A 21,704-nucleotide genomic window follows, 5' to 3' on the forward strand; every position below is an offset into this window, starting at 1 on the left:
CGGCCTTTTCTGTCTGTACAATTCATTCTAACTAAAAAACATGATTTATTTTTATGAGCAAACCAGCCAATCCAGTTGAGACAACCGACAATCTGCAAGACCAAACCATGCAGCGCAGCAATACCGACAATGCGCCGCGTTCTGCTATCCATCAAACCTTGTATTCCGCCGATACCTTTGTTCAGCATGATTATCTTGCCGGAAAAAATTTGCCCGATATTGCCCATCCGCAAGAAGGTCAAATCAACTGGCTGCATTTTGTCGGTATTAATGATGTCGTCTTGCTCAAACACGCGCTTGAACCTTATGGTATTCATGAGCTAGTTATTGAAGATATTCTCAGCCGCAAGCAGCGTCCGAAAATCGAAGACTACGGCAACTATGTATTTACTGCCGCACAGGTATACCACTATACCTCTACGGGCAAACTCCATTCTGACCAAGTGTATGTGATTATCGGCAAAGATTTTGTGTTGTCTTTCCAACAAAAACCGTTGGGCTTGTTCAGCCATCTCCGTCGGCAGATGCACGAAAATCCGCACAATATTTTGAACAAAAATACGGCGTTTCTTGCTTATTGCCTGCTTGACCGTATTGTGGACGACTATTTCATTGTTTTGGAGTCATACAACAACCGCGTCGAAGTCATAGACAAGTCCCTGTTTAAAAATGAAAACAGCGATATTCTCAGTAAGATTCACCGCCTCAAGCGAGATGCCGTCCGTCTGCGACGCACGCTTTTACCATTGCGCGATGTGTTCTATCAACTGGCCGTGCGCGGCGATTTTGCCATTTTCAAAGGCGAGTCGACCGTCTATCTGCGCGACGTGTACGACCACAATATGCAACTTATCGAATCGCTTGATGCCTCGCGTGATATGGTGTTGAGCATGATGGACATTTACCTTTCCTTCCAATCCAACCGCATGAACCAGCAAATGCGCGTGTTGACGGTTATTACCATCATCTTTATGCCGCTGACCGTCATCACCGGCATCTACGGCATGAACTTCGACAATATGCCCGAGCTGCATTGGCATTACGGCTACTTCATGGTTTTGGGTATGATGCTGTGCATTATTATCGGACTGCTGATTTTCTTCTCACGTAGAAAATGGCTGTAAACAGGAAGGCAATGGGTTGAAATTCAACGATTAAAAACGGTAGAATGATTTTGCACACGTGCAGTCTGAAGTTTTCAGACAATTTTAAAATAAATATCAAAAGGAGAATAAACGATGAAACCGGAACGCCAACTACCTTCCCATGAACTGATTATGTCCGAACTGATGATGCCTTATACGGCAAACTTCAGCGGAAATGTTCACGGCGGCGATCTTCTGCGCCTGCTCGACCAAGTAGCATATTCCTGCGCCTGCCGTTACAGCGGTACCTATTGCGTTACTCTGTCTGTTGATAAAGTATTGTTTAAAGAGCCTATTCATGTCGGTGAGTTGGTAACCTTTTACGCCAGTATCAACTATACCGGCCGTACTTCTATGGAAGTCGGTATCCGTGTGGAGGCGCAAAACATCCACACAGGCGAAGTGCGTCATACCAACAGCTGCTACTTCACCATGGTTGCCGTTGAAGACGGTAAGCCGGTTCCTGTACCACCTTTGGAAATCAATACACAGCGCCAACGCTGCCGTTATGAAAGGGCTAAAAAGCGTAAAGAGTTGAGTTTGCAGGCTGCGAACGAAGATTCTGGCTGCAACTAAATTAAATTTATTAAATAACGAAGGCCGTCTGAAATCCTGTTTCAGACGGCCTTCACGCAAAAGCCATAAACCGCTTGTTTTGTGGTAGAATCAACAAGATTTTTGCCATACGAAATTACAGATAATCATGACCGACGCAACCATCCGCAACGACCATAAATTTGCACTTGAAACCCTGCCTGTCAGCCTTGAAGACGAAATGCGCAAGAGCTACCTCGATTACGCCATGAGCGTGATTGTGGGACGAGCCCTGCCGGATGTCCGCGACGGTCTCAAGCCGGTACACCGCCGCGTGTTGTACGCGATGCACGAGTTGAAAAACAACTGGAATTCCGCCTATAAAAAATCGGCGCGTATCGTCGGCGACGTTATCGGTAAATATCACCCCCACGGTGATACAGCCGTTTACGACACCATCGTCCGCATGGCGCAAGACTTCTCCATGCGTTATGTACTGATTGACGGTCAGGGCAACTTCGGTTCTGTCGACGGATTGGCCGCAGCAGCCATGCGTTATACCGAAATCCGCATGGAAAAAATTTCCCATGAAATGCTGGCGGATATCGAAGAAGAAACCGTCAATTTCGGTCCCAACTATGACGGCAGCGAACATGAGCCGCTGGTATTGCCGACCCGTTTCCCGGCGTTGTTAGTCAATGGTTCGTCCGGTATTGCCGTCGGTATGGCAACCAATATCCCGCCGCACAATTTGGGCGATACCATCAATGCTTGCCTGCGTTTGTTGGATGAGCCTGAAACTGAAATCGACGAGCTGATCAACATTATCCAAGCACCCGATTTCCCAACCGGCGCAACTATTTATGGCTTGAGCGGCGTGCGCGAAGGCTATAAAACCGGCCGCGGCCGTGTAGTGATGCGCGGTAAAACCCATATTGAGCCTATCGGTAAAAACGGCGAGCGCGAAGCCATCGTTATCGATGAAATCCCATATCAAGTAAACAAAGCCAAGCTGGTTGAGAAAATCGGCGAGTTGGTACGCGAAAAAACGTTGGAAGGCGTATCCGACCTGCGCGACGAGTCCGATAAATCCGGTATGCGTGTCGTGATCGAATTGAAACGCAATGAAAATGCCGAAGTCGTTTTGAACCAACTCTACAAACTGACCCAGCTGCAAGACAGCTTCGGTATCAACATGGTGGCCTTGGTTGACGGCCAGCCGCGCTTGCTGAACCTGAAACAAATCCTGTCCGAATTCCTGCGCCACCGTCGCGAAGTCGTTACCCGTCGTACTTTATTCCGCCTGAAAAAAGCGCGTCATGAAGGCCATATTGCCGAAGGTAAAGCAGTTGCCTTGTCTAATATCGACGAAATTATCCGCCTGATTAAGGAATCTGCCAATGCGCCGGAAGCCAAAGAAAAACTGCTGTCCCGCCCATGGCGCAGCAGCTTGGTTGAAGACATGCTCAGCCGTACGGATTTAGACCTGCACATGATGCGCCCTGAAGGCTTGCCAGAGAATTTGGGCCTGCATAGCCAAGGCTATTACCTGAGCGAATTGCAAGCCGATGCCATTTTGCGCATGAGCTTGCGTAACCTGACCGGTCTCGATCAGGAAGAAATTGTCGGCGAATATAAAAACCTGATGAGCAAAATCATTGATTTCGTGGATATTCTTTCCAAACCTGAGCGCGTTACCCAAATCATCCGCGAAGAATTGGCAGACATCAAAGCCAACTTTGGCGATGAGCGTCGCAGCGAAATCAATCCGTTTGGCGGCGATATCGCCGATGAAGACCTGATTCCGCAACGTGAAATGGTCGTTACCCTGACTCATGGCGGCTACATCAAAACCCAGCCGACTACCGATTATCAGGCGCAGCGTCGCGGCGGCCGCGGCAAACAGGCAGCGGCAACCAAAGACGAAGACTTTATCGAAACCCTGTTTGTTGCCAATACGCATGATTATTTGATGTGCTTTACCAATTTGGGCAAGTGCCATTGGATTAAAGTGTACAAACTGCCGGAAGGTGGCCGCAACAGCCGTGGTCGTCCGATTAACAACGTTATCCAATTGGAAGAGGGCGAAAAAGTCAGCGCGATTTTGGCCGTCCGCGAGTTCCCGGAAGACCAATACGTTTTCTTCGCCACTGCACAAGGCATGGTGAAAAAAGTCCAGTTGTCTGCGTTTAAAAACGTCCGCAGCCAAGGCATTAAAGCCATCGCGCTTAAAGAAGGCGATTACTTGGTCGGCGCAGCGCAAACCGGCGGTGCGGATGACATTATGTTGTTCTCCAACTTGGGCAAAGCCATCCGCTTTAACGAATATTGGGAAAAATCCGGTAACGATGAAGCAGAAGATGCCGATATCGAAACCGAAAACGAAGATTCAGACGGCCTGGATGATGAAAATGCCGAAAACGCATTGCCAAGCGGCAAACACGGTGTCCGTCCGTCCGGTCGCGGCAGTGGCGGTTTGCGCGGTATGCGCCTGCCGGCCGATGGCAAGATTGTCAGCCTGATTACCTTTGCCCCTGAAGCCGAACAAAGCGATTTGCAAGTATTGACCGCTACCGCCAACGGCTATGGCAAACGTACCCCGATTGCCGATTACAGCCGTAAAAACAAAGGCGGCCAAGGCAATATCGCTATCAATACCGGCGAGCGCAACGGCGATTTGGTTGCCGCAACTTTGGTCAGTGAAACCGACGACCTGATGCTGATTACCAGCGGCGGTGTCCTGATTCGTACCAAAGTTGAGCAAATCCGCGAGACCGGCCGCGCTGCCGCAGGCGTGCGTCTGATTAATTTGGATGAAGGCGAAACCTTGGTCAGCTTGGAGCGCGTGGCCGAAGAGGCTGAAGATGAAGCCGCTTTGGAAAGCGATGCAGCTGAAAACCAAGTGGTAGAAGCTGAAGATACTCCGTCTCAAGAATCTTAAACGTCAATGAAAAAGGCCGTCTGAAAAGTTTTCAGACGGCCTGCTTATTCCAAAAGAAAATCCCGTGAGCGCAACCGAACCGTTCGATTTACCTCTTTTTCTGAAAAATCTGCCCAATCTACCGGGCGTGTACCGTTTTTTTGACGAAGACAACAATGTTTTGTATGTCGGCAAAGCGGTCAATCTCAAGCGGCGCGTTTCCAGCTATTTCCAAAAAAACGACCATTCGCCGCGCATCGCATTGATGGTAAAACAGGTTCACCATATCGAAACCACCATCACGCGTTCTGAAGCCGAAGCGCTGATTCTCGAAAACAACTTCATCAAAGCCTTGTCGCCGAAATACAATATTCTTTTCCGCGATGACAAAAGCTATCCTTATTTGATGCTCAGCGGCCATCAATATCCGCAAATGGCGTATTACCGCGGCACGCTGAAGAAACCAAATCAATATTTCGGCCCATATCCTAACAGCAACGCCGTGCGCGACAGCATTCAAGTGTTGCAAAAAGTCTTTATGCTGCGTACCTGCGAAGACAGCGTATTCGAGCATCGCGACCGTCCTTGTCTGCTGTACCAAATCAAACGCTGCACCGCGCCTTGTGTCGGCCACATCAGCGAAGAAGATTACCGCGACAGCGTGCGCGAGGCCGCAACTTTCCTCAATGGCAAAACCGACGAATTGACGCGCACCTTGCAACACAAGATGCAAACTGCCGCCGCGAATCTGCAATTTGAAGAAGCTGCCCGTTACCGCGATCAAATCCAAGCACTCGGCATCATGCAGAGTAATCAGTTTATCGACAGCAAAAATCCGAACAATCCCAACGATATTGATTTGCTCGCGCTGGCGGTTTCAGACGGCCTGGTTTGCGTACACTGGGTCAGCATACGCGGCGGACGGCATGTCGGCGATAAAAGCTTTTTCCCTGACACCAAAAACGATCCCGAGCCAAACGGGCAAGATTACGCCGAAGCCTTCGTCGCTCAACACTATCTGGGCAAAAGCAAACCCGACATCATCATCAGCAACTTTCCCGTTCCCGATGTGCTGAAAGAGGCTTTGGAAGGCGAACACGGCAAGCAGATGCAATTTGTCACCAAAACCATAGGCGAACGAAAAGTCTGGTTGAAAATGGCGGAACAAAACGCACAAATGGCGATTGCACAACGCCGCCTGCAACAAAGCAGTCAGCAACACCGTATTGATGAACTGGCCAAAATCCTCGGCATGGATTCAGACGGCCTCAACCGCCTTGAATGTTTCGATATCAGCCACACGCAAGGCGAGGCCACTATTGCGTCCTGCGTTGTGTACGATGAGCAAAACATCCAGCCTTCACAATACCGCCGCTATAATATCACGACCGCCAAGCCTGGCGATGACTACGCCGCCATGCGCGAAGTGTTGACGCGCCGTTACGGCAAAATGCAGGAGGCCGAAGCCAACGGCGAAAGCGCCAAATGGCCAGATGTCGTGTTGATTGACGGCGGCAAAGGGCAAATCGGCGTAGCCGTATCAGTATGGGAAGAACTTGGGTTGCACATTCCTTTGGTCGGTATCGCCAAAGGCCCTGAGCGCAAAGCCGGTATGGAAGAACTCATACTGCCTTTTACCGGCGAAGTCTTCCGCCTGCCACCCAACAGCCCGGCCTTGCATTTATTGCAAACCGTACGCGATGAATCGCACCGCTTTGCAATTACAGGCCACCGAAAAAAACGCGACAAAGCACGCGTTACTTCATCACTCAGCGAAATCCCCGGTATCGGCAGCAAACGCCGCCAAGCATTGCTTACCCGATTCGGCGGTCTGCGCGGTGTGATTGCAGCCAGCCGCGAGGACTTGGAAAAAGTGGAAGGCATCAGCAAAGCCTTGGCGGAAACCATTTACGAGCATCTGCACTGATTGGCTTGAACAGCAAAAAGGAACAATATGAAACCTGTCATCATCAAAAATATCGAGATCGGCAAAGGCCTGCCTAAAATTGCCGTGCCGCTGGTGGCCGCCAATACGCAGGAATTGGAGCAGGCTTTGCGCGTATTGAAAGAGACGGCTTTTGACATTATTGAATTTCGTGCAGATTTTTTTCAAGAAGCGCTTGATGCCGATTTTATTACCGAACAATTAGGCATTGTCCGACAGGCTTTTCCTGACAAGCCTTTACTGTTTACGTTTAGAAGGGCGCAAGAGGGCGGCAATACACCTTGTTCGGATGACTATTATTTTGAATTATTGGAAAAAATCATCCGTTCCAAACAAGCTGATATGATCGACATTGAGCTTTTTGCCGAGGAAAATGGCGTAAAACAAACCATAGCTTTGGCACATGAACATCAAACTGCCGCCTTGCTTTGCAATCACGATTTTCAAGCCACGCCGTCTTTGGTAGATATTACAGGCCGTCTGAAAACAATGGCCGAGTGGGGCGCGAATATCTGCAAAATTGCCGTGATGCCGCAATCGTCGCAAGATGTATTGACCTTATTACAGGCAACATATGATGTTTCACAAATTATCGACCGCCCGATTATTACTATGTCTATGGGTAAAATCGGAGCTGTCAGTCGCTTGGCCGGCTCGACTTTCGGCTCGGCCGTTACCTTTGGTGCGGCACAAAAAACGTCGGCCCCCGGCCAAATTGATGCCAACGAATTAAGGAAAATCTTGGCAATTTTGGGATAGTTTAATTATTAATATTCAAGGCCGTCTGAAAAATATTTTTCAGATGGCCTGATTTTTTTAAATTTATTTCTTTTAATTTTAAATAAAATAGGTAACAATGGGTTTCCTATTTTAATAACCAGAGGAGAAATAAAATGACTACTACTAAAGAAAACCTGGCGAATCCAGGTCCAGTAGGCCTGTGTGGCTTTGCATTGACAACTTGGTTGCTCAGCCTGATTAACGGCGGCTTTTTTACTGCTCAAGAGGGTGTCGGCTTAGTTTTGGGCATGGCTCTCGCCTTTGGTGGTATCGCCCAAGTTATTGCCGGCATGTTTGAGTTCAAGAAAGGTAATACGTTTGGCTTTACCGCTTTTATCAGCTATGGCGCCTTCTGGTGGACATGGGCTTTGTTTACCATCTTTTTTAAAGGTGAAACAGCCCCGGCATTTATCGGTTGGTATCTCTGCGCATGGGGTATGTTTTCGCTAATGATGTTTGTGGCCACCTTGACCAAGCCTAAAGTATTGAGCGGTATTTTCTTTTGCTTGACACTGACTTTCTTTGCATTGGGTATTGGCGATGGCATGGAAAATCATAGCATCGTCCATATCGGCGGTTGCTTAGGCTTGGTAACTGCACTTGGTGCGTTCTACTTGGCAGCGGCAGAAGTCATCAACGAATCTTTCGGCAAGACGGTTTTGCCGGTTGGCGAACGTAAGTAAGCTTGACCATACAAAATGCCGTCTGAACGGTGGAAATGAAATCAAAGATTTCGGCCACAATGTTCAGACGGCATTTTTTATTTATCTTCAAATAAATCGACATCAAATAAGTCCGGCTCTTTGATGCGCTCCCGACAATCGAGCTTGATGTCTTCAGTAACCCGACAGCAACACGGCAAAATTTCTCCGGGCGCGACAAAAGCGAGCGGAAAATTATCATAAGAGACTTTTCCATCCAAGATTTTGACCCGGCATGAACCGCAATAACCGCTGCGACATTGGTATTCAACCTCGTGACCGGTGCGCTCCAAGCCCTCCAATAAGGTTTCGCCTTGTTGGAGTTGGAAGGTTTTGTCGTGTGTGCTGATGAGTGCCATATGATTTGTTTGGATTGGAAAGGCCGTCTGAAACGGTGTAAAGACGAAATCAAAGATTTCTGCCACACCGTTCAGACGGCCTTGATCATAAAACCGAATGTTCGATTACAGCTCGAAATCGCCCAAATCGTCGGCATTGACTTCCGAATCAATCTGACCAATCAGGTAAGAGGAAATTTCTACTTCCTGCGGCGCAACCTGTACATTGTCAGAAGACAGCCATGCGTTAATCCAAGGAATCGGATTTTGAGTCGCACCTTCAAATCCAGCAGGAAGGCCAACCGCCTGCATGCGCAGATTGGTAATATATTCAACGTATTGAGCCAAAATTTCTTTATTCAGGCCAATCATGGAACCGTCTTTAAACAGATATGCCGCCCATTCTTTTTCCTGCTCGGCTGCTTTTTTGAAGAGATTGAAACACTCGTCCTGTAATTCATTTGCAATTTCAGCCATTTCAGGATCATCGGCACCGGCACGCATCAGGTTCAGCATATGCTGGGTGCTGGTTAAATGCAGTGCTTCATCGCGGGCAATCAGCTTGATGATTTTGGCGTTGCCTTCCATCAATTCGCGCTCGGCAAAGGCGAACGAGCAGGCAAATGAAACGTAGAAGCGGATGGCTTCCAATACATTAACGCACATCAGGCAGAGATAGAGTTTTTTCTTCAGCTCACGTAAAGACACGGTAACAAGCTTGCCGCCGACATTGTGTGAACCTTCGCCCAACAGATTGTAATATTGGGTGTATTCAATCAAATCATCGTAATAGCAGGCAATGTCTTCAGCACGGGCGATGATGTATTTGTTTTGCACAATATCATCGAACACGACTGACGGATCATTTACGATATTGCGGATGATATGAGTGTAGCTGCGCGAGTGGATGGTTTCGCTGAAGCTCCACGTTTCAATCCAAGTTTCCAGCTCGGGAATAGACACCAAAGGCAAGAACGCGACATTCGGGCTGCGGCCTTGGATCGAATCGAGCAGGGTTTGGTATTTCAGATTGCTGATGAAAATATGTTTTTCATGTTCGGGCAGATTGGCGTAGTCAATACGGTCGCGCGACACGTCGATTTCTTCCGGACGCCAGAAGAAAGACAATTGTTTTTCGATCAGTTTTTCAAATACTTCGTATTTCTGCTGGTCATAACGGGCGACATTTACCGGTTGACCAAAAAACATCGGCTCTTTCAGCGCGTCGTTTTTGGTTTTGGAAAAGGTGCTGTATGACATGGTTAGGTGTTCGCAGGACATAATGTCTCTCTTTTTAAAAATTAGTCGACTTTTCTATTAATTGTTAATTCACCATATGAAACATGTTGAATTTTATCAATAAAGTGCCATCCTAAAATAGCGAAGACTAAAAGAACACTAATAAATACATAAAATTTATATTCAGCTAAGAATGACCAAATGGCATCCATATTTTTCCTTTTCTGGAAAATAACAACTTAGCTTCATATAGTAGTAGGTTTTAATTTAAGAAAATCCTTAAAGCCTTCTACTATCTAGAAGCCTTGGATATATTTCAAAAATCAGCCTATTTTAAATCTTACAAGCCCCGCCCGAACAGCCGTCATCTTGAATATCGGTCTGCGTATCGTCTGCGCCATCACGGGTGTTGTGGTAGTACAGGGTTTTGACGCCGTATTTATAGGCGGTCAGCAGGTCTTTGAGCATTTGTTTCATGGAAACTTTGCTGCCTTCAAATTTGTTCGGGTCGTAGGCGGTATTGGCGGAAATCGATTGATCGACAAATTTTTGCATTACACCGACGAGTTTCAGGTAGCCTTCGTTACCCGGAAGCTGCCACAGGGTTTCGTAGGCATCTTTCAGGGTTTCAAATTCCGGTACGACTTGTTTCAAAATACCGTCTTTTGATGCTTTAACGCTGACCAGGCCACGTGGAGGCTCGATGCCGTTGGTGGCGTTGGCAATTTGCGAGCTGGTTTCAGACGGCATGAGTGCGGTCAGGGTAGAGTTGCGCAGGCCGTATTTGACGATGCCAGCGCGCAGGCTTTCCCAGTCGTAATGCAAAGGCTCGCTGCACACGGCGTCCAAGTCTTTTTTGTAGGTGTCGATAGGCAGTTTGCCTTGCGAATAAACGGTTTGGTTGAAGAGCGGGCATGCGCCGTATTCTTTGGCAAGGTTTACCGATGCTTTGAGCAGGTAATACTGCATGGCTTCAAAGGTACGGTGGGTCAGGCCGAGCGCGGAATCGTCGCTGTAACGTACGCCGTTTTTCGCCAGATAGTAGGCGTAGTTGATGACGCCGATACCAAGCGTGCGGCGGTTCATGGTTGCGGTGCGTGCTGCTGCAACCGGATAGTCTTGATAATCCAACAGGGCATCAAGTGCGCGTACGGTCAAATCGGCAAGCTCTTCCAGTTCGTCCAAGTTGTTCAATGCGCCCAAGTTGAAGGCAGACAAGGTACACAAGGCAATTTCGCCGTTCGGATCGTTGATGTTATCCAAAGGCTTGGTCGGCAGGGCGATTTCCATACACAAGTTGGACTGATGAACAGGCGCAACGTGTGGATCAAACGGGCTGTGCGTGTTGCAGTGGTCAACGTTTTGGATGTAGATTCGACCGGTACCGGCGCGCTCCTGCATCAGGGTAGAGAACAATTCTGTTGCCGGCAAAGTACGTTTGCGGATGTTTGGATCTTGCTCGTATTGAGTGTAGAGGCGCTCGAATTCGTCTTGATCGGCGAAGAAGGCATCATACAAACCCGGAACTTCATTCGGCGAGAACAGGGTAATATTGCCGCCTTTGATCAAGCGGGTGTACAGCAGACGGTTGATTTGCACGCCGTAGTCCAGTTGGCGGATACGGTTGTCTTCTACGCCGCGGTTGTTTTTCAATACCAACAGGCTTTCGGCTTCGATGTGCCACAATGGGTAGAACAAGGTTGCCGCGCCACCGCGTACGCCGCCTTGCGAGCAGGATTTAACCGCCGCTTGGAACATTTTGAAGAATGGGATACAACCGGTGTGTTGTGCTTCGCCGCCACGGATTTCACTACCCAAGCCACGGATACGGCCGGCGTTGATGCCGATGCCTGCTCGTTGGGAAACGTATTTCACAATCGCGCTGGTGGTGGCGTTGATGGAGTCAAGGCTGTCGTCGCATTCAATCAACACGCAGCTTGAGAATTGACGGGTAGGCGTACGCACGCCGCTCATGATAGGTGTAGGCAGCGATACTTTGAATGTGGAAACGGCATCGTAAAAGCGTTTGACGTAATCCAAACGGGTCTCTTTCGGATATTTGCTGAAGAGACACATGGCGACCAAAATATATAAGAACTGCGGCGTTTCATAAATTTGGCGGGTAACGCGGTTTTGAACCAGATATTTGCCTTCCAGCTGTTTTACGGCTGCATAAGAGAAGGTCATATCGCGGCTGTGGTCGATATAGGCATTCAGCTCGTCGAATTCTTCGCGGCTGTAATCTGCGATGATGTGGCGGTCGTATTTACCTGCTTCGGTCAGTTTTTTAACGTGATCGTAGAGGTGGGGCGGTTCGAATTCGCCATAAGCGATTTTACGCAGATGGAAAATGGCGAGGCGGGCGGCCAGATATTGATAATCAGGCGTATCTTGTGAGATCAGGTCGGCCGCGGCCTTGATGATGGTTTCATGGATGTCGTCGGTACGGATACCGTTGTAAAACTGAATATGTGATTTGAGCTCGACTTGCGATACGGAGACGTTTTGTAAGCCTTCCGCCGCCCAAGTAACAACACGGTGGATTTTGTCTAAATTGATATCTTCCAAGCGTCCGTCGCGTTTGGTTACTTTAATATTCGTTGCTGCATTCATTGTTCAGTCTTCCCATTAAAAAACACAAGATACGGTATGTGATTGCTTTGAACGGCACAATATAATGTATTTTTCTTTGTTTAACTAGACTTGACAATGCGCTTTTTTCGGGGTGTGGATTAGGGGATGGGAGGCTTAAACTAGATTTTATGTGGCTTTGTGGCGATTTGGCATTATTTTGCGTTTGCATCACATTTTGCCAGACATTGGCTAGAGGCTTATGAAATAAAGAAATTTATATTCAGGTTTCGTCTAAATGGAAGGAGTGTTAAATTTTGCAAAGCAAGTAGTATGATGTAGTAATTAACCACATTTTTGTCATGTAAAAAATGGGCGTTTTGCCGGTGCCCTGGCGAAACATATAATGGAAAAACTATTTAGGAGGCGAATCATGTTAATGTTGAAAAATTTAGGTTCCGCACTGACGGCGGTTGCCGTATTGAGCTTGGGTACTTATTCTGCCGAAGTTGCGGCCAAACCGCATGGCCATCATGTGAGCAAACACCAGCAGGCAAAGAAAAACAAATTGCATCCTGCTTGTAAGAGATACCTTGAGCGCCGTGCCGCTTGGTATCGCTACAAAGGCAATAAGGCCGAGTTGAGGGAAAACCGTAAAGCGGCAAAAGCGTTCCGCGGTTTGTCTTATGCCGAGCAAAAAATTCAATGCCAAGCTGCTTATCAGGCATTTGATGATTTTGATCACGGCAAATTCCGCCGCCGTTAATCGTCTGATTTAAACAAAGGCCGTCTGAATGTTTCAGACGGCCTTTGATATTTATTTCTCAACAATGATTTTGTTTTCGGCTTGAGGCTCGTATTGGGTGGATTCATCACCGTAATACAACACGCCCAGCTTGATGGGGATGCGGCCTTGCGATTTGCGGTGGGCATTGGAGTCACGCAGGGAGTAGGCGCAACCGCAATATTCTTGTTGGTAGAAATGCTCGCGCTTGCTGATTTCAATCATGCGTGCGCTGCCGCCGCCTTTGCGCCAGTTGAAATCCCAATAAACCAAGTCATCGTACGGCTCGGCAGCGCGATGGCCGCAGCCGTTAATTTGTTTCATGTCTTTCCAGCGTGAAATGCCCAGTGAGCTGGTGAAGACATGAAAGCCGTTTTCATGGGCGTATTGCGCCGCTTTTTCAAAACGCATGTCGAAACACATGGTGCAGCGGATACCGCGTTCGGGTTCGAATTCCATGCCTTTGGCTTTGGCGAACCATTCTTTACGGTCGTTTTCGTAGTCATCGTCTTTATCGACAAAAGGGATGCCAAATTTGTCCGCAAAGCGCATATTTTCTTCTTTGCGCAACATATATTCTTTGTGTGGATGGATATTGGGGTTGTAAAAATAAATGGTGTATTCGATGCCGCTGGCAAGCATGGCTTCCATCACTTCGCCGGAACATGGGGCGCAGCAGGAATGCAGCAGGACTTTTTTATGGCCGCCGGGCGGAACGAGAATAGGGCGGTCAATATCGGTAACGATAGGCGTGGTTTTTTCGGTCATGGTTGTATTCTGTTTTTGATATTTTTTCAGACGGCCTTTATCTCTGAGGCCGTCTGAAGGGGTTGAAATCTATTTGTCTATTTTAACAGAGCAATACTTTATGGAACAGTTTGTTACTGCTTTTTCTTTTCGTTCAATGGCTTGAACTCTTGTTCATCCAGAGGCGGGGCTGCGAAGATGGTGTCTGGATTGGGGTGTGCCGCAAATTCTGCCAGCAGGTTGCGATAGTCCAGCGACTGCTTCATCAGTTCGGCCGCGGCGGTGCGCAGGTTGTCCACATCTTCTGGTGGCAGATAAAAACTGGTCGGAATGTTCAATACTTTTTCCCTCAACTCGGAAGGAGGGAGGTCTTTGAGGTTGAGGCTGACGAAGGAGAAGCTGATGCCGTCGGTTTGTTTGTCTTTATTCCACTGATCGACGAAGGCACGGAAACGGCGCAGGGATTCTTGCGAGTTTTGGTCAATGGGGATATTGACGATGGAGGAGACGACGTCGCGGAAACCGGGAACGGCCGCAGTTTTGTCCAAATTGCTGCTGACTTGGTTTTGCGCATTGACGTTGATGACGACGATATGGCGGATGTTGTTTTGCAGGATTTTGTTTGTCAGGATTTTTTCCGGGTACATTTCCGTCATATCCAAAAGGCTACGCATACCCAGATTGTCGGTCAGGCCGCCGTCTATCAGGTGGATGTAGGGTCGGTTTTTCCCGTCTGCGTATTTTTGGAAGCGCTCGTAAAATTCTTTTATGGTGCGGCTTTGTTGTCTGCCTGTTTCGCTGTCGTCTGCATCTTCGATTTTGATCGGCGGCGTGTAGTTGCAGCGTCCGCCGTTGTTGTTTAGGGTGATCGGTGCAAAGACCATGGGGACGGAACTGGATGCGGCGACGGCGCGGGCAAGTCGCAAGTCGCCCAAGTCGATACACATCGGGTCGAAATATTCCTGCGTGAAATTGAAACGCTCGCCTATGCCCATATCGGTGGCGGAAATGATGGCAAACGGGCCCTTGGCATTTTTTTCCAAATCGCGGAAAGTGGTTTTGCCGAAAAGGTAGTTTTCAAACTGCTCCTGCAACAGATCGCCGCGTCCGTATTCAGGCGAGGCCAGTCGGGGCAGGTTGGACATGGAAAACGCTTGTTTGACGACTTGGCGTTGGAAGTTTTGGTGTAGGAAACGTTTATAAAACAAGGGAATGGTTTCTTCGCCCTTGAGTGCAAAATAAGCTGCCAAAACCGAGCCGCCGGATACGCCGACCACTACATCGACATTCGACATCAAAGACTGTTTTTTGCCTCCGATAGTAATCTGCTGCTTATGAAGCTGCTCCAACACGCCATAACCCAAGGCCGCCGCGTGCGTACCACCGCCGGAGAACATCAACACAATAAGCGTATCGTCTTCATCGTTGTGCTGAAGCCGGCTGGTTTCAAAGCGGTAGCCGCGTTGCAGGTCGACCGTATCAATACTGGCAACAGGCTGATATTTCACCAGCGAACAGGCGGATAATAGGGCTGCGGAGAGCAGGGAAAGGGCAGATTTAAAAGGGAATTTCGGCATAAACACAGGAAAGTCGGTTGTTCATTCAAAACGGATTATAAAGGTTTTTAGACGGCCTTTATAGAAGGCGGACTTTTAGACGGCCTTTTTGCATCGATTTTCCGTTATAATCGACACAATCTTTATCTTTCCAAACCCTTATGGCGCAACCAAACCGCATCAACCACGAACCTGTCTTTCTGCTTGCTTCCGCCCCTTGGCGCGAGAGCAGCTTGTGGGTGGAGGCTTTCAGCCGCCGTTATGGACGGGTGGCTTTGTTGGCCAGAAGCGCGCGTAAACGACAGAGTGAATTGCGCGGCGTATTGGTGCCGTTTGTGCCGGTGAGCGCGTCTTGGTATGGCTCGCAAGAGTTGAAGACTCTGCATCGCGCCGAATGGATAGGCGGTTGGCCGCAGCCGCAGGGCAGGGCTTTGTTCAGCGGATTGTATGTGAACGAGTTGATGCTGAAGTTGACCGTCCGCGAAGACCCGTTGCCCGAGCTTTACGATGTTTTGGCGGAAACCATGAAAACCATTTGTTGCGAGGCCAACCACATAGCCGCTTTGCGCCGTTTTGAATGGACGCTGCTGACACGATTGGGCTTTGCCCCCGATTTGTTCCATGACGGCAACGGCAATGAAATCAATGGAGAAGAAACATATTGGCTCACGCCTGAAGAAGCTGTGGTTCCCCTGGCCGAGGCTGACCGTTTCCATGCGCTTAATAAGGGCGTTGCCGTATTGGGTGCGACCTTAATCGATTTGAGGGAAGGCAGTTTCGTTCATCAGGAAAGTCTGGGGCAGGCTTTGAAAGTAACGCGGCTTTTGATTGACAACCTTCTGCCTGAAGGCATCAAATCAAGACAGGTTTTGCAGCAGTTGCAACAGTTTGGCTTGGGCAGTTGAATTTTTTCAGACGGCCTTTGATAGGTAATGACTCAGGCCGTCTGAAACCTTAATGAAAGGACATTATTATGTTGTTAGGCGTAAATATCGACCATATTGCCACCGTCCGCAATGCGCGCGGTACGATTTATCCCAGCCCTGTCGAAGCGGCGCTGATTGCAGAAACCCACGGCGCAGATTTGATTACCATGCACTTGCGTGAAGACCGCCGCCATATTAAAGATGCGGACGTGTTCGCCGTTAAAAACGTCATCCGCACGCGTCTGAATTTGGAAATGGCGCTGACGGAAGAAATGCTGGAAAACGCGCTCAACGTCATGCCGGAAGATGTGTGCCTCGTGCCTGAAAAACGTCAAGAAGTAACTACCGAAGGCGGTTTGGACGTATTGGCGCAACAGGATAAAGTGGCTGAGTTCACCAAAATTTTGACCGACGCAGGTATCCGCGTGTCCTTGTTTATCGATGCCGACAACGCGCAAATCCAGGCCGCTTATGATGTCGGCGCGCCCGTTATCGAATTGCACACCGGTGCATATGCCGATGCGCACAGCTACGCCGAGCAGATGAAACAATTCGAGCGCATTCAAAACGGTGCGCATTACGCCAGCGATTTGGGTTTGGTCGTCAACGCCGGACACGGCCTGACCATTCACAATGTTACGCCGATCGCTCAAATTCTCGCCATCCGCGAGTTGAACATCGGCCATTCGCTGATTTCCCAAGCACTCTTCCTCGGCCTGCCTGAAGCTGTCCGTCAGATGAAGGAAGTCATGTTCAGAGCAAGAATGCTGCCTTAACGGCATCAGCCATACAGGCTAAAGCGGTTTGCTTTGGCCGGTATCCACACTTTCAGACGGCCTGACTATTTTTAAACAAGGAGCAGACCCATGATTTACGGAATAGGTACAGACATTGTTTCCCTCAAACGCATTATCCGCCTGAACAAAAAATTCGGACTGGCATTTGCGCAACGCATTCTCAGCCCGGAAGAGCTGTTGGAGTTTCCGCAGGCAGGCAAACCGGTCAACTATCTTGCCAAACGCTTTGCCGCCAAAGAGGCTTTTGCCAAAGCCGTCGGTACGGGCATACGCGGAGTGGTGTCTTTCCGCAATATCGGTGTCGGACATGACGCATTGGGCAAACCTGAATTGTTTTTTGCGCCGGTTTTGACCAAATGGCTGGAAGAACAGGGCATCCGAAGCTGCCATCTCAGTATGAGCGATGAAGAGGATACCGTTATGGCTTTTGTCATTGCGGAAAAATAAGGCCGGATTTAAGTATTCTGAAAGATAAAATCCTTTTCAGACGGCCTGAAGGATTAGATATTTGTTAAAAGTCGGGCGTATGGGCCCGACATCGTTTTTTTACGCATAAATTGGCAGGTGTCGCCGCCTGCCGCATATAAGAATAATCTCATGATGACTGAAGACACACGTCCATTGGTGCAAGTGGTTGCCGGAATTTTGCTCGACAAAAACGGCCGCTACCTGCTCAGTTCCCGCCCCGAGGGTAAACCGTATGCCGGTTATTGGGAATTTGCCGGCGGCAAGGTTGAGGCAGGCGAAAGCGATTTTCAAGCCTTGCAACGCGAGTTTGAAGAAGAACTCGGTATCCGTATCCTTGCCGCTGCTCCGTGGTTGACCAAAATCCATTCCTACGAACACGCACATGTACGCCTGCATTTTTTATGGGTAGAAGCCGACCAATGGACAGGCGAAATCCAATCGAGGGAAGGGCAGAAATGGGCATGGCAAAAGGCAGGGGATTTTACCGTTGCGCCGATGTTGCCTGCCAATAGCGCATTATTACGCTCCCTATCTATTCCGCGCCAGCTTCAAGGCCGTCTGAAAAGCGGCTTGAGCGGTCAAAACAGCATGGGCGAATATCATGTTGTGCCGTATATGTCGGCTCAGCATCAAACCGCATCTGCCGTATTGCTGGATTTTTCCGATTGGCAACAAGGCAAGCCGATAGAAGCGCCTAGCGTGTGGCCAATCATTGAAAACGCCGAACAATGGCAGCAGGCGCAAAATGCCGATGCTGTCGTATGGAAAGTGGAGAATGAAGCGGCAGCCAAGCAAGTTGTCGATATTTTGGCGCAAGGTGTGGCTATGCCGCTAATTGTAGCTGCTCCGGAAAGTATGGTTTCCATTTATCGCGAACAGTGGCAGAGCATGGGTGCGCACGCCGTTGTGACCGATAATGACATTGAGGCCGTCTGAAATGAGTAAAAATCAAAAGCTACTGATTGCCGCTGTTTTACTGATTGTATTTGCGGCGACCAAACTGCTGCTCTTGGATTGGTGGCAGCGGCAACAGATAAAAGTGAATGTAGTCGAATGTAGTCTGACACAAGGCTGCGTCCTGCCTGACGGTTCAAAAGTGCGTGCGACCTCCATCAATACACACGAGCCTTTCGATATTGTGGTTGAGAATGTGCCGAAGAATACGGGCGCGGTCAGTATCAGTTTCAGTATGAAAAACATGGACATGGGCTTCAACCGCTACAACCTGACGCAACAATCGCCGCAAAGTTGGCAGGCTGCGCAAATCCGTTTGCCGTTTTGCGTCGAAGGCCGCCATGATTACACTGCCGACATTACCATTGGCAAACAGACTTTTCAGACGGTATTTAGTGCAGAGTAGTCATCATGCAAAGGCCGTCTGAAAATTTAAAGGCAAAAATTTTAATTTTTTTCAGACGACATATTTAAAAATTCTTTATAAATGAATCAATTATAAATTATTTTTAGACGGATTGTTTACAATTATTCTGACTATCAGCCAAAAGCACAAAACGGGCAGAAGCTAGTCCACATAAGGGTTTGATGTGGTACAGCCTGTCCGTTTTTTACATTTGTTGCAAAAAAATCGTTTATTAATAACTGAATTTTTTATAATTTTTTTGAAAAAAGTGTTTGACAAGACCTGTTTTATTTTTTAAATTTGTTTCCATAAATAAAAACTACATCGCACTACAAAGGAACATCATCATGAATCTGTATCAAATCACTCTCTCTTGTTATAGATTTTCTCCCATCTCTGCTGCTCCCGTCGCCGCCAGTTTATTGGCAGTCCCGACGGTCTGAAGGCTCTCAACCCGAATCCAGTTTCCGCATTCCTACAAACGCTTCGGGTTTTAAAATATCTGTATCTCCAATCGAATTCATATTTTGATTAATAAAAATTAAAAAACGTACACCTCCGCTTCAGCCTTATTGTATTTATTGTTTTTGATAACTATTTGTATTTATTGATTTTAAATTTTCAGATGGTTGATGATTGAAATTTTACAGACCGTCTGAAAACAGTTTTTAGAACGATTGTTTCTTTTTAAACGATTCGTTTCAAGTTGTGAAAAAACCGAGCCGTCCGATTAATACTGATGAAAAAAGTCTATAAAGGAGAAATATGATGAGTCAACACTCTGCCGGAGCGCGTTTCCGTCAAGCCGTGAAAGAATCGAATCCTCTTGCCGTAGTCGGTTGCGTCAATGCTTACTTTGCACGATTGGCCACCCAAAGCGGTTTCAAGGCGATTTATCTGTCTGGCGGCGGCGTGGCAGCCTGCTCTTGCGGTATCCCTGATTTGGGCATTACCACAATGGAAGATGTGCTGATCGACGCGCGACGCATTACGGACAACGTGGATACGCCTCTGCTGGTGGACATCGATGTGGGTTGGGGCGGTGCATTCAATATTGCCCGTACCATCCGCAACTTTGAACGCGCTGGTGTTGCAGCGGTTCACATCGAAGATCAGGTAGCGCAGAAACGCTGCGGCCACCGTCCGAACAAAGCCATCGTTTCTAAAGATGAAATGGTCGACCGTATCAAAGCTGCCGTAGATGCGCGCGTTGATGAGAACTTTGTGATTATGGCGCGTACCGATGCGCTGGCGGTAGAAGGTTTGGATGCCGCTATCGAACGTGCTCAGGCTTGTGTCGAAGCCGGTGCAGACATGATTTTCCCTGAAGCCATGACCGATTTGAAAATGTACCGCCAATTTGCAGATGCAGTGAAAGTACCTGTATTGGCCAACATTACCGAGTTTGGTTCCACTCCGCTTTATACCCAAAGCGAGCTGGCTGAAAACGGCGTGTCGTTGGTGCTGTATCCGCTGTCATCGTTCCGCGCAGCAAGCAAAGCCGCTCTGAATGTTTACGAAGCGATTATGCGCGATGGCACTCAGGCCGCAGTGGTTGACAGTATGCAAACCCGTGCCGAGCTGTACGAGCATCTGAACTATCATGCCTTCGAGCAAAAACTGGATAAATTGTTTCAAAAATAAGTAACCGCTTTCAGACGGCCTTTCAACAAATCCGCATCGGCCGTCTGAAAAATAAAACCCACAAAAATACAAAGGAGAAATACCATGACTGAAACTACTCAAACCCCGACTTTCAAACCTAAAAAATCCGTTGCGCTTTCTGGCGTTGCGGCCGGTAATACCGAATTGTGTACCGTTGGCCGTACCGGCAACGATTTGAGCTATCGCGGTTACGACATCTTGGATTTGGCACAAAAATGCGAGTTTGAAGAAGTCGCCCACCTGCTGATTCACGGTCATCTGCCCAACAAATTCGAGCTGGCCGCTTATAAAACCAAGCTCAAATCCATGCGCGGCCTGCCTATCCGTGTGATTAAAGTTTTGGAAAGCCTGCCTGCACATACCCATCCGATGGACGTAATGCGTACCGGCGTATCCATGCTGGGTTGCGTTCATCCTGAACGTGAAAGCCATCCGGAAAGTGAAGCGCGCGACATCGCCGACAAACTGATCGCCAGCCTCGGCAGCATCTTGTTGTATTGGTATCAATATTCGCACAACGGCAAACGCATTGACGTTGAAAGCGACGAAGAGACCATCGGCGGTCATTTCCTGCACCTGTTGCACGGCAAACGTCCAAGCGAATCACACATCAAAGCCATGCACGTTTCACTGATTCTGTATGCGGAACATGAATTCAACGCCTCCACTTTCACCGCCCGCGTGATTGCCGGTACGGGTTCGGATATGTATTCCTGCATCACCGGCGCCATCGGCGCGTTGAAAGGTCCGAAACACGGCGGCGCGAACGAAGTGGCTTACGATATTCAAAAACGCTACCGCAATGCCGACGAAGCTGAAGCCGACATCCGCGAACGCATCGGCCGCAAAGAAATCGTGATCGGTTTCGGTCATCCGGTGTACACCATTTCCGACCCTCGCAACGTTGTTATTAAAGAAGTGGCACGCGGTTTGAGCAAAGAAACCGGCGATATGCGCCTCTTTGACATTGCCGAACGCTTGGAGAGCGTGATGTGGGAAGAGAAAAAAATGTTCCCGAATCTGGACTGGTTCTCTGCCGTTTCCTACCAAAAATTGGGCGTACCGACTGCTATGTTCACACCGCTGTTCGTAATTTCCCGTACAACCGGTTGGAGCGCACACGTTCTCGAGCAACGCAAAGACGGCAAAATCATCCGTCCGAGCGCAAACTACACAGGCCCTGAAGATTTGGCATTCGTGGAGATTGAAAACCGCTAATACGCGTAAC

At 48.5% G+C, this 21,704-nt stretch carries 19 protein-coding genes; 14 read left to right on the forward strand and 5 right to left on the reverse strand.

What is annotated here, in order from left to right; translation table 11 throughout:
* Positions 1 to 53: 53 nt before the first annotated feature.
* From corA to ACTHUM_RS00490, 6 genes are all read left to right on the forward strand, one after another.
* Complete coding sequence (gene corA, locus ACTHUM_RS00465; RefSeq protein WP_004520352.1) at positions 54 to 1,124, forward strand: magnesium/cobalt transporter CorA; 1,071 nt, start codon at positions 54 to 56, stop codon at positions 1,122 to 1,124.
* A gap of 114 nt (positions 1,125 to 1,238) precedes the next feature.
* A complete protein-coding gene (locus ACTHUM_RS00470) occupies positions 1,239 to 1,721 on the forward strand; it encodes an acyl-CoA thioesterase (RefSeq protein ID WP_003686444.1) in 483 nt (160 codons plus the stop codon).
* 127 nt (positions 1,722 to 1,848) lie between these two features.
* Positions 1,849 to 4,620 (forward strand): DNA gyrase subunit A, encoded by a 2,772-nt coding sequence (gene gyrA / locus ACTHUM_RS00475; protein ID WP_049335215.1) that lies wholly within the window; start codon positions 1,849 to 1,851, stop codon positions 4,618 to 4,620.
* A gap of 64 nt (positions 4,621 to 4,684) precedes the next feature.
* Complete coding sequence (gene uvrC, locus ACTHUM_RS00480; RefSeq protein WP_049335213.1) at positions 4,685 to 6,526, forward strand: excinuclease ABC subunit UvrC; 1,842 nt, start codon at positions 4,685 to 4,687, stop codon at positions 6,524 to 6,526.
* A gap of 27 nt (positions 6,527 to 6,553) precedes the next feature.
* The gene (aroD, locus tag ACTHUM_RS00485) at positions 6,554 to 7,303 is read left to right on the forward strand and encodes a type I 3-dehydroquinate dehydratase (protein WP_004520356.1); all 750 of its coding nucleotides are present in this window, start codon (positions 6,554 to 6,556) and stop codon (positions 7,301 to 7,303) included.
* Positions 7,304 to 7,437: 134 nt separating this feature from the next.
* The gene (locus ACTHUM_RS00490; protein ID WP_004520357.1) at positions 7,438 to 8,007 is read left to right on the forward strand and encodes an acetate uptake transporter; all 570 of its coding nucleotides are present in this window, start codon (positions 7,438 to 7,440) and stop codon (positions 8,005 to 8,007) included.
* A gap of 77 nt (positions 8,008 to 8,084) precedes the next feature.
* Here ACTHUM_RS00490 and yfaE read toward each other — a convergent pair whose 3' ends face one another.
* From yfaE to nrdA, 3 genes are all read right to left on the reverse strand, one after another.
* A complete protein-coding gene (yfaE, locus tag ACTHUM_RS00495) occupies positions 8,085 to 8,384 on the reverse strand; it encodes a class I ribonucleotide reductase maintenance protein YfaE (RefSeq protein WP_003686421.1) in 300 nt (99 codons plus the stop codon).
* A gap of 105 nt (positions 8,385 to 8,489) precedes the next feature.
* Entirely contained in the window at positions 8,490 to 9,623 is a 1,134-nt protein-coding gene (nrdB, locus tag ACTHUM_RS00500; RefSeq protein WP_004520359.1) for a class Ia ribonucleoside-diphosphate reductase subunit beta, read from the reverse strand.
* Positions 9,624 to 9,935: 312 nt separating this feature from the next.
* Entirely contained in the window at positions 9,936 to 12,215 is a 2,280-nt protein-coding gene (nrdA, locus tag ACTHUM_RS00505) for a class 1a ribonucleoside-diphosphate reductase subunit alpha (RefSeq protein ID WP_004520361.1), read from the reverse strand.
* A 391-nt stretch (positions 12,216 to 12,606) separates the two neighbouring features.
* Here nrdA and ACTHUM_RS00510 point away from each other — a divergent pair, with 391 nt between their 5' ends.
* Entirely contained in the window at positions 12,607 to 12,939 is a 333-nt protein-coding gene (locus tag ACTHUM_RS00510) for a hypothetical protein (RefSeq protein ID WP_039862332.1), read from the forward strand.
* Positions 12,940 to 12,990: 51 nt separating this feature from the next.
* Here the strand turns inward: ACTHUM_RS00510 and ACTHUM_RS00515 are convergent, their stop codons facing one another.
* Together ACTHUM_RS00515 and ACTHUM_RS00520 are read right to left on the reverse strand one after the other, a co-directional pair.
* On the reverse strand, positions 12,991 to 13,725 hold the full coding sequence (locus tag ACTHUM_RS00515) for an epoxyqueuosine reductase QueH (protein WP_004520363.1): 735 nt from the start codon (positions 13,723 to 13,725) through the stop codon (positions 12,991 to 12,993).
* 113 nt (positions 13,726 to 13,838) lie between these two features.
* Positions 13,839 to 15,281 carry a patatin-like phospholipase family protein gene (locus ACTHUM_RS00520; protein ID WP_440361111.1) on the reverse strand — a complete coding sequence of 481 codons (1,443 nt, stop codon included), beginning with the start codon at positions 15,279 to 15,281 and terminating at the stop codon, positions 13,839 to 13,841.
* A gap of 140 nt (positions 15,282 to 15,421) precedes the next feature.
* Here ACTHUM_RS00520 and recO point away from each other — a divergent pair, with 140 nt between their 5' ends.
* The 7 genes from recO (at position 15,422) to prpC (ending at position 21,694) form a co-directional block, all read left to right on the forward strand.
* Entirely contained in the window at positions 15,422 to 16,165 is a 744-nt protein-coding gene (gene recO, locus ACTHUM_RS00525; RefSeq protein ID WP_107769050.1) for a DNA repair protein RecO, read from the forward strand.
* A 68-nt stretch (positions 16,166 to 16,233) separates the two neighbouring features.
* Complete coding sequence (gene pdxJ, locus ACTHUM_RS00530; protein WP_107769051.1) at positions 16,234 to 16,962, forward strand: pyridoxine 5'-phosphate synthase; 729 nt, start codon at positions 16,234 to 16,236, stop codon at positions 16,960 to 16,962.
* 90 nt (positions 16,963 to 17,052) lie between these two features.
* Positions 17,053 to 17,430 (forward strand): holo-ACP synthase, encoded by a 378-nt coding sequence (gene acpS / locus ACTHUM_RS00535; protein WP_107769052.1) that lies wholly within the window; start codon positions 17,053 to 17,055, stop codon positions 17,428 to 17,430.
* A 153-nt stretch (positions 17,431 to 17,583) separates the two neighbouring features.
* On the forward strand, positions 17,584 to 18,387 hold the full coding sequence (locus ACTHUM_RS00540; protein ID WP_199904675.1) for an NUDIX domain-containing protein: 804 nt from the start codon (positions 17,584 to 17,586) through the stop codon (positions 18,385 to 18,387).
* Position 18,388: 1 nt separating this feature from the next.
* Positions 18,389 to 18,811 (forward strand): hypothetical protein, encoded by a 423-nt coding sequence (locus ACTHUM_RS00545; protein ID WP_107769054.1) that lies wholly within the window; start codon positions 18,389 to 18,391, stop codon positions 18,809 to 18,811.
* A 768-nt stretch (positions 18,812 to 19,579) separates the two neighbouring features.
* Positions 19,580 to 20,455, forward strand: a complete 876-nt coding sequence (prpB, locus tag ACTHUM_RS00550) for a methylisocitrate lyase (RefSeq protein ID WP_039862334.1) — start codon at positions 19,580 to 19,582, stop codon at positions 20,453 to 20,455.
* An 84-nt stretch (positions 20,456 to 20,539) separates the two neighbouring features.
* Positions 20,540 to 21,694, forward strand: a complete 1,155-nt coding sequence (gene prpC, locus ACTHUM_RS00555; protein ID WP_070695615.1) for a bifunctional 2-methylcitrate synthase/citrate synthase — start codon at positions 20,540 to 20,542, stop codon at positions 21,692 to 21,694.
* Positions 21,695 to 21,704: the final 10 nt, after the last annotated feature.

It is taken from the genome of Neisseria sp. P0021.S006 (genome assembly GCF_051956895.1).

What these genes read in the sequence shown, in the direction of transcription:
- corA (WP_004520352.1), top strand. Translation starts at nt 54, where the DNA reads ATGAGCAAACCAGCCAATCCAGTTGAGACAACCGACAATCTGCAAGAC.
- ACTHUM_RS00470 (WP_003686444.1), top strand. Translation starts at nt 1,239, where the DNA reads ATGAAACCGGAACGCCAACTACCTTCCCATGAACTGATTATGTCCGAA.
- gyrA (WP_049335215.1), top strand. Translation starts at nt 1,849, where the DNA reads ATGACCGACGCAACCATCCGCAACGACCATAAATTTGCACTTGAAACC.
- aroD (WP_004520356.1), top strand. Translation starts at nt 6,554, where the DNA reads ATGAAACCTGTCATCATCAAAAATATCGAGATCGGCAAAGGCCTGCCT.
- ACTHUM_RS00490 (WP_004520357.1), top strand. Translation starts at nt 7,438, where the DNA reads ATGACTACTACTAAAGAAAACCTGGCGAATCCAGGTCCAGTAGGCCTG.
- yfaE (WP_003686421.1), bottom strand. Translation starts at nt 8,384, where the DNA reads ATGGCACTCATCAGCACACACGACAAAACCTTCCAACTCCAACAAGGC.
- nrdB (WP_004520359.1), bottom strand. Translation starts at nt 9,623, where the DNA reads ATGTCATACAGCACCTTTTCCAAAACCAAAAACGACGCGCTGAAAGAG.
- nrdA (WP_004520361.1), bottom strand. Translation starts at nt 12,215, where the DNA reads ATGAATGCAGCAACGAATATTAAAGTAACCAAACGCGACGGACGCTTG.
- ACTHUM_RS00510 (WP_039862332.1), top strand. Translation starts at nt 12,607, where the DNA reads ATGTTAATGTTGAAAAATTTAGGTTCCGCACTGACGGCGGTTGCCGTA.
- ACTHUM_RS00515 (WP_004520363.1), bottom strand. Translation starts at nt 13,725, where the DNA reads ATGACCGAAAAAACCACGCCTATCGTTACCGATATTGACCGCCCTATT.
- ACTHUM_RS00520 (WP_440361111.1), bottom strand. Translation starts at nt 15,281, where the DNA reads ATGCCGAAATTCCCTTTTAAATCTGCCCTTTCCCTGCTCTCCGCAGCC.
- recO (WP_107769050.1), top strand. Translation starts at nt 15,422, where the DNA reads ATGGCGCAACCAAACCGCATCAACCACGAACCTGTCTTTCTGCTTGCT.
- pdxJ (WP_107769051.1), top strand. Translation starts at nt 16,234, where the DNA reads ATGTTGTTAGGCGTAAATATCGACCATATTGCCACCGTCCGCAATGCG.
- acpS (WP_107769052.1), top strand. Translation starts at nt 17,053, where the DNA reads ATGATTTACGGAATAGGTACAGACATTGTTTCCCTCAAACGCATTATC.
- ACTHUM_RS00540 (WP_199904675.1), top strand. Translation starts at nt 17,584, where the DNA reads ATGACTGAAGACACACGTCCATTGGTGCAAGTGGTTGCCGGAATTTTG.
- ACTHUM_RS00545 (WP_107769054.1), top strand. Translation starts at nt 18,389, where the DNA reads ATGAGTAAAAATCAAAAGCTACTGATTGCCGCTGTTTTACTGATTGTA.
- prpB (WP_039862334.1), top strand. Translation starts at nt 19,580, where the DNA reads ATGAGTCAACACTCTGCCGGAGCGCGTTTCCGTCAAGCCGTGAAAGAA.
- prpC (WP_070695615.1), top strand. Translation starts at nt 20,540, where the DNA reads ATGACTGAAACTACTCAAACCCCGACTTTCAAACCTAAAAAATCCGTT.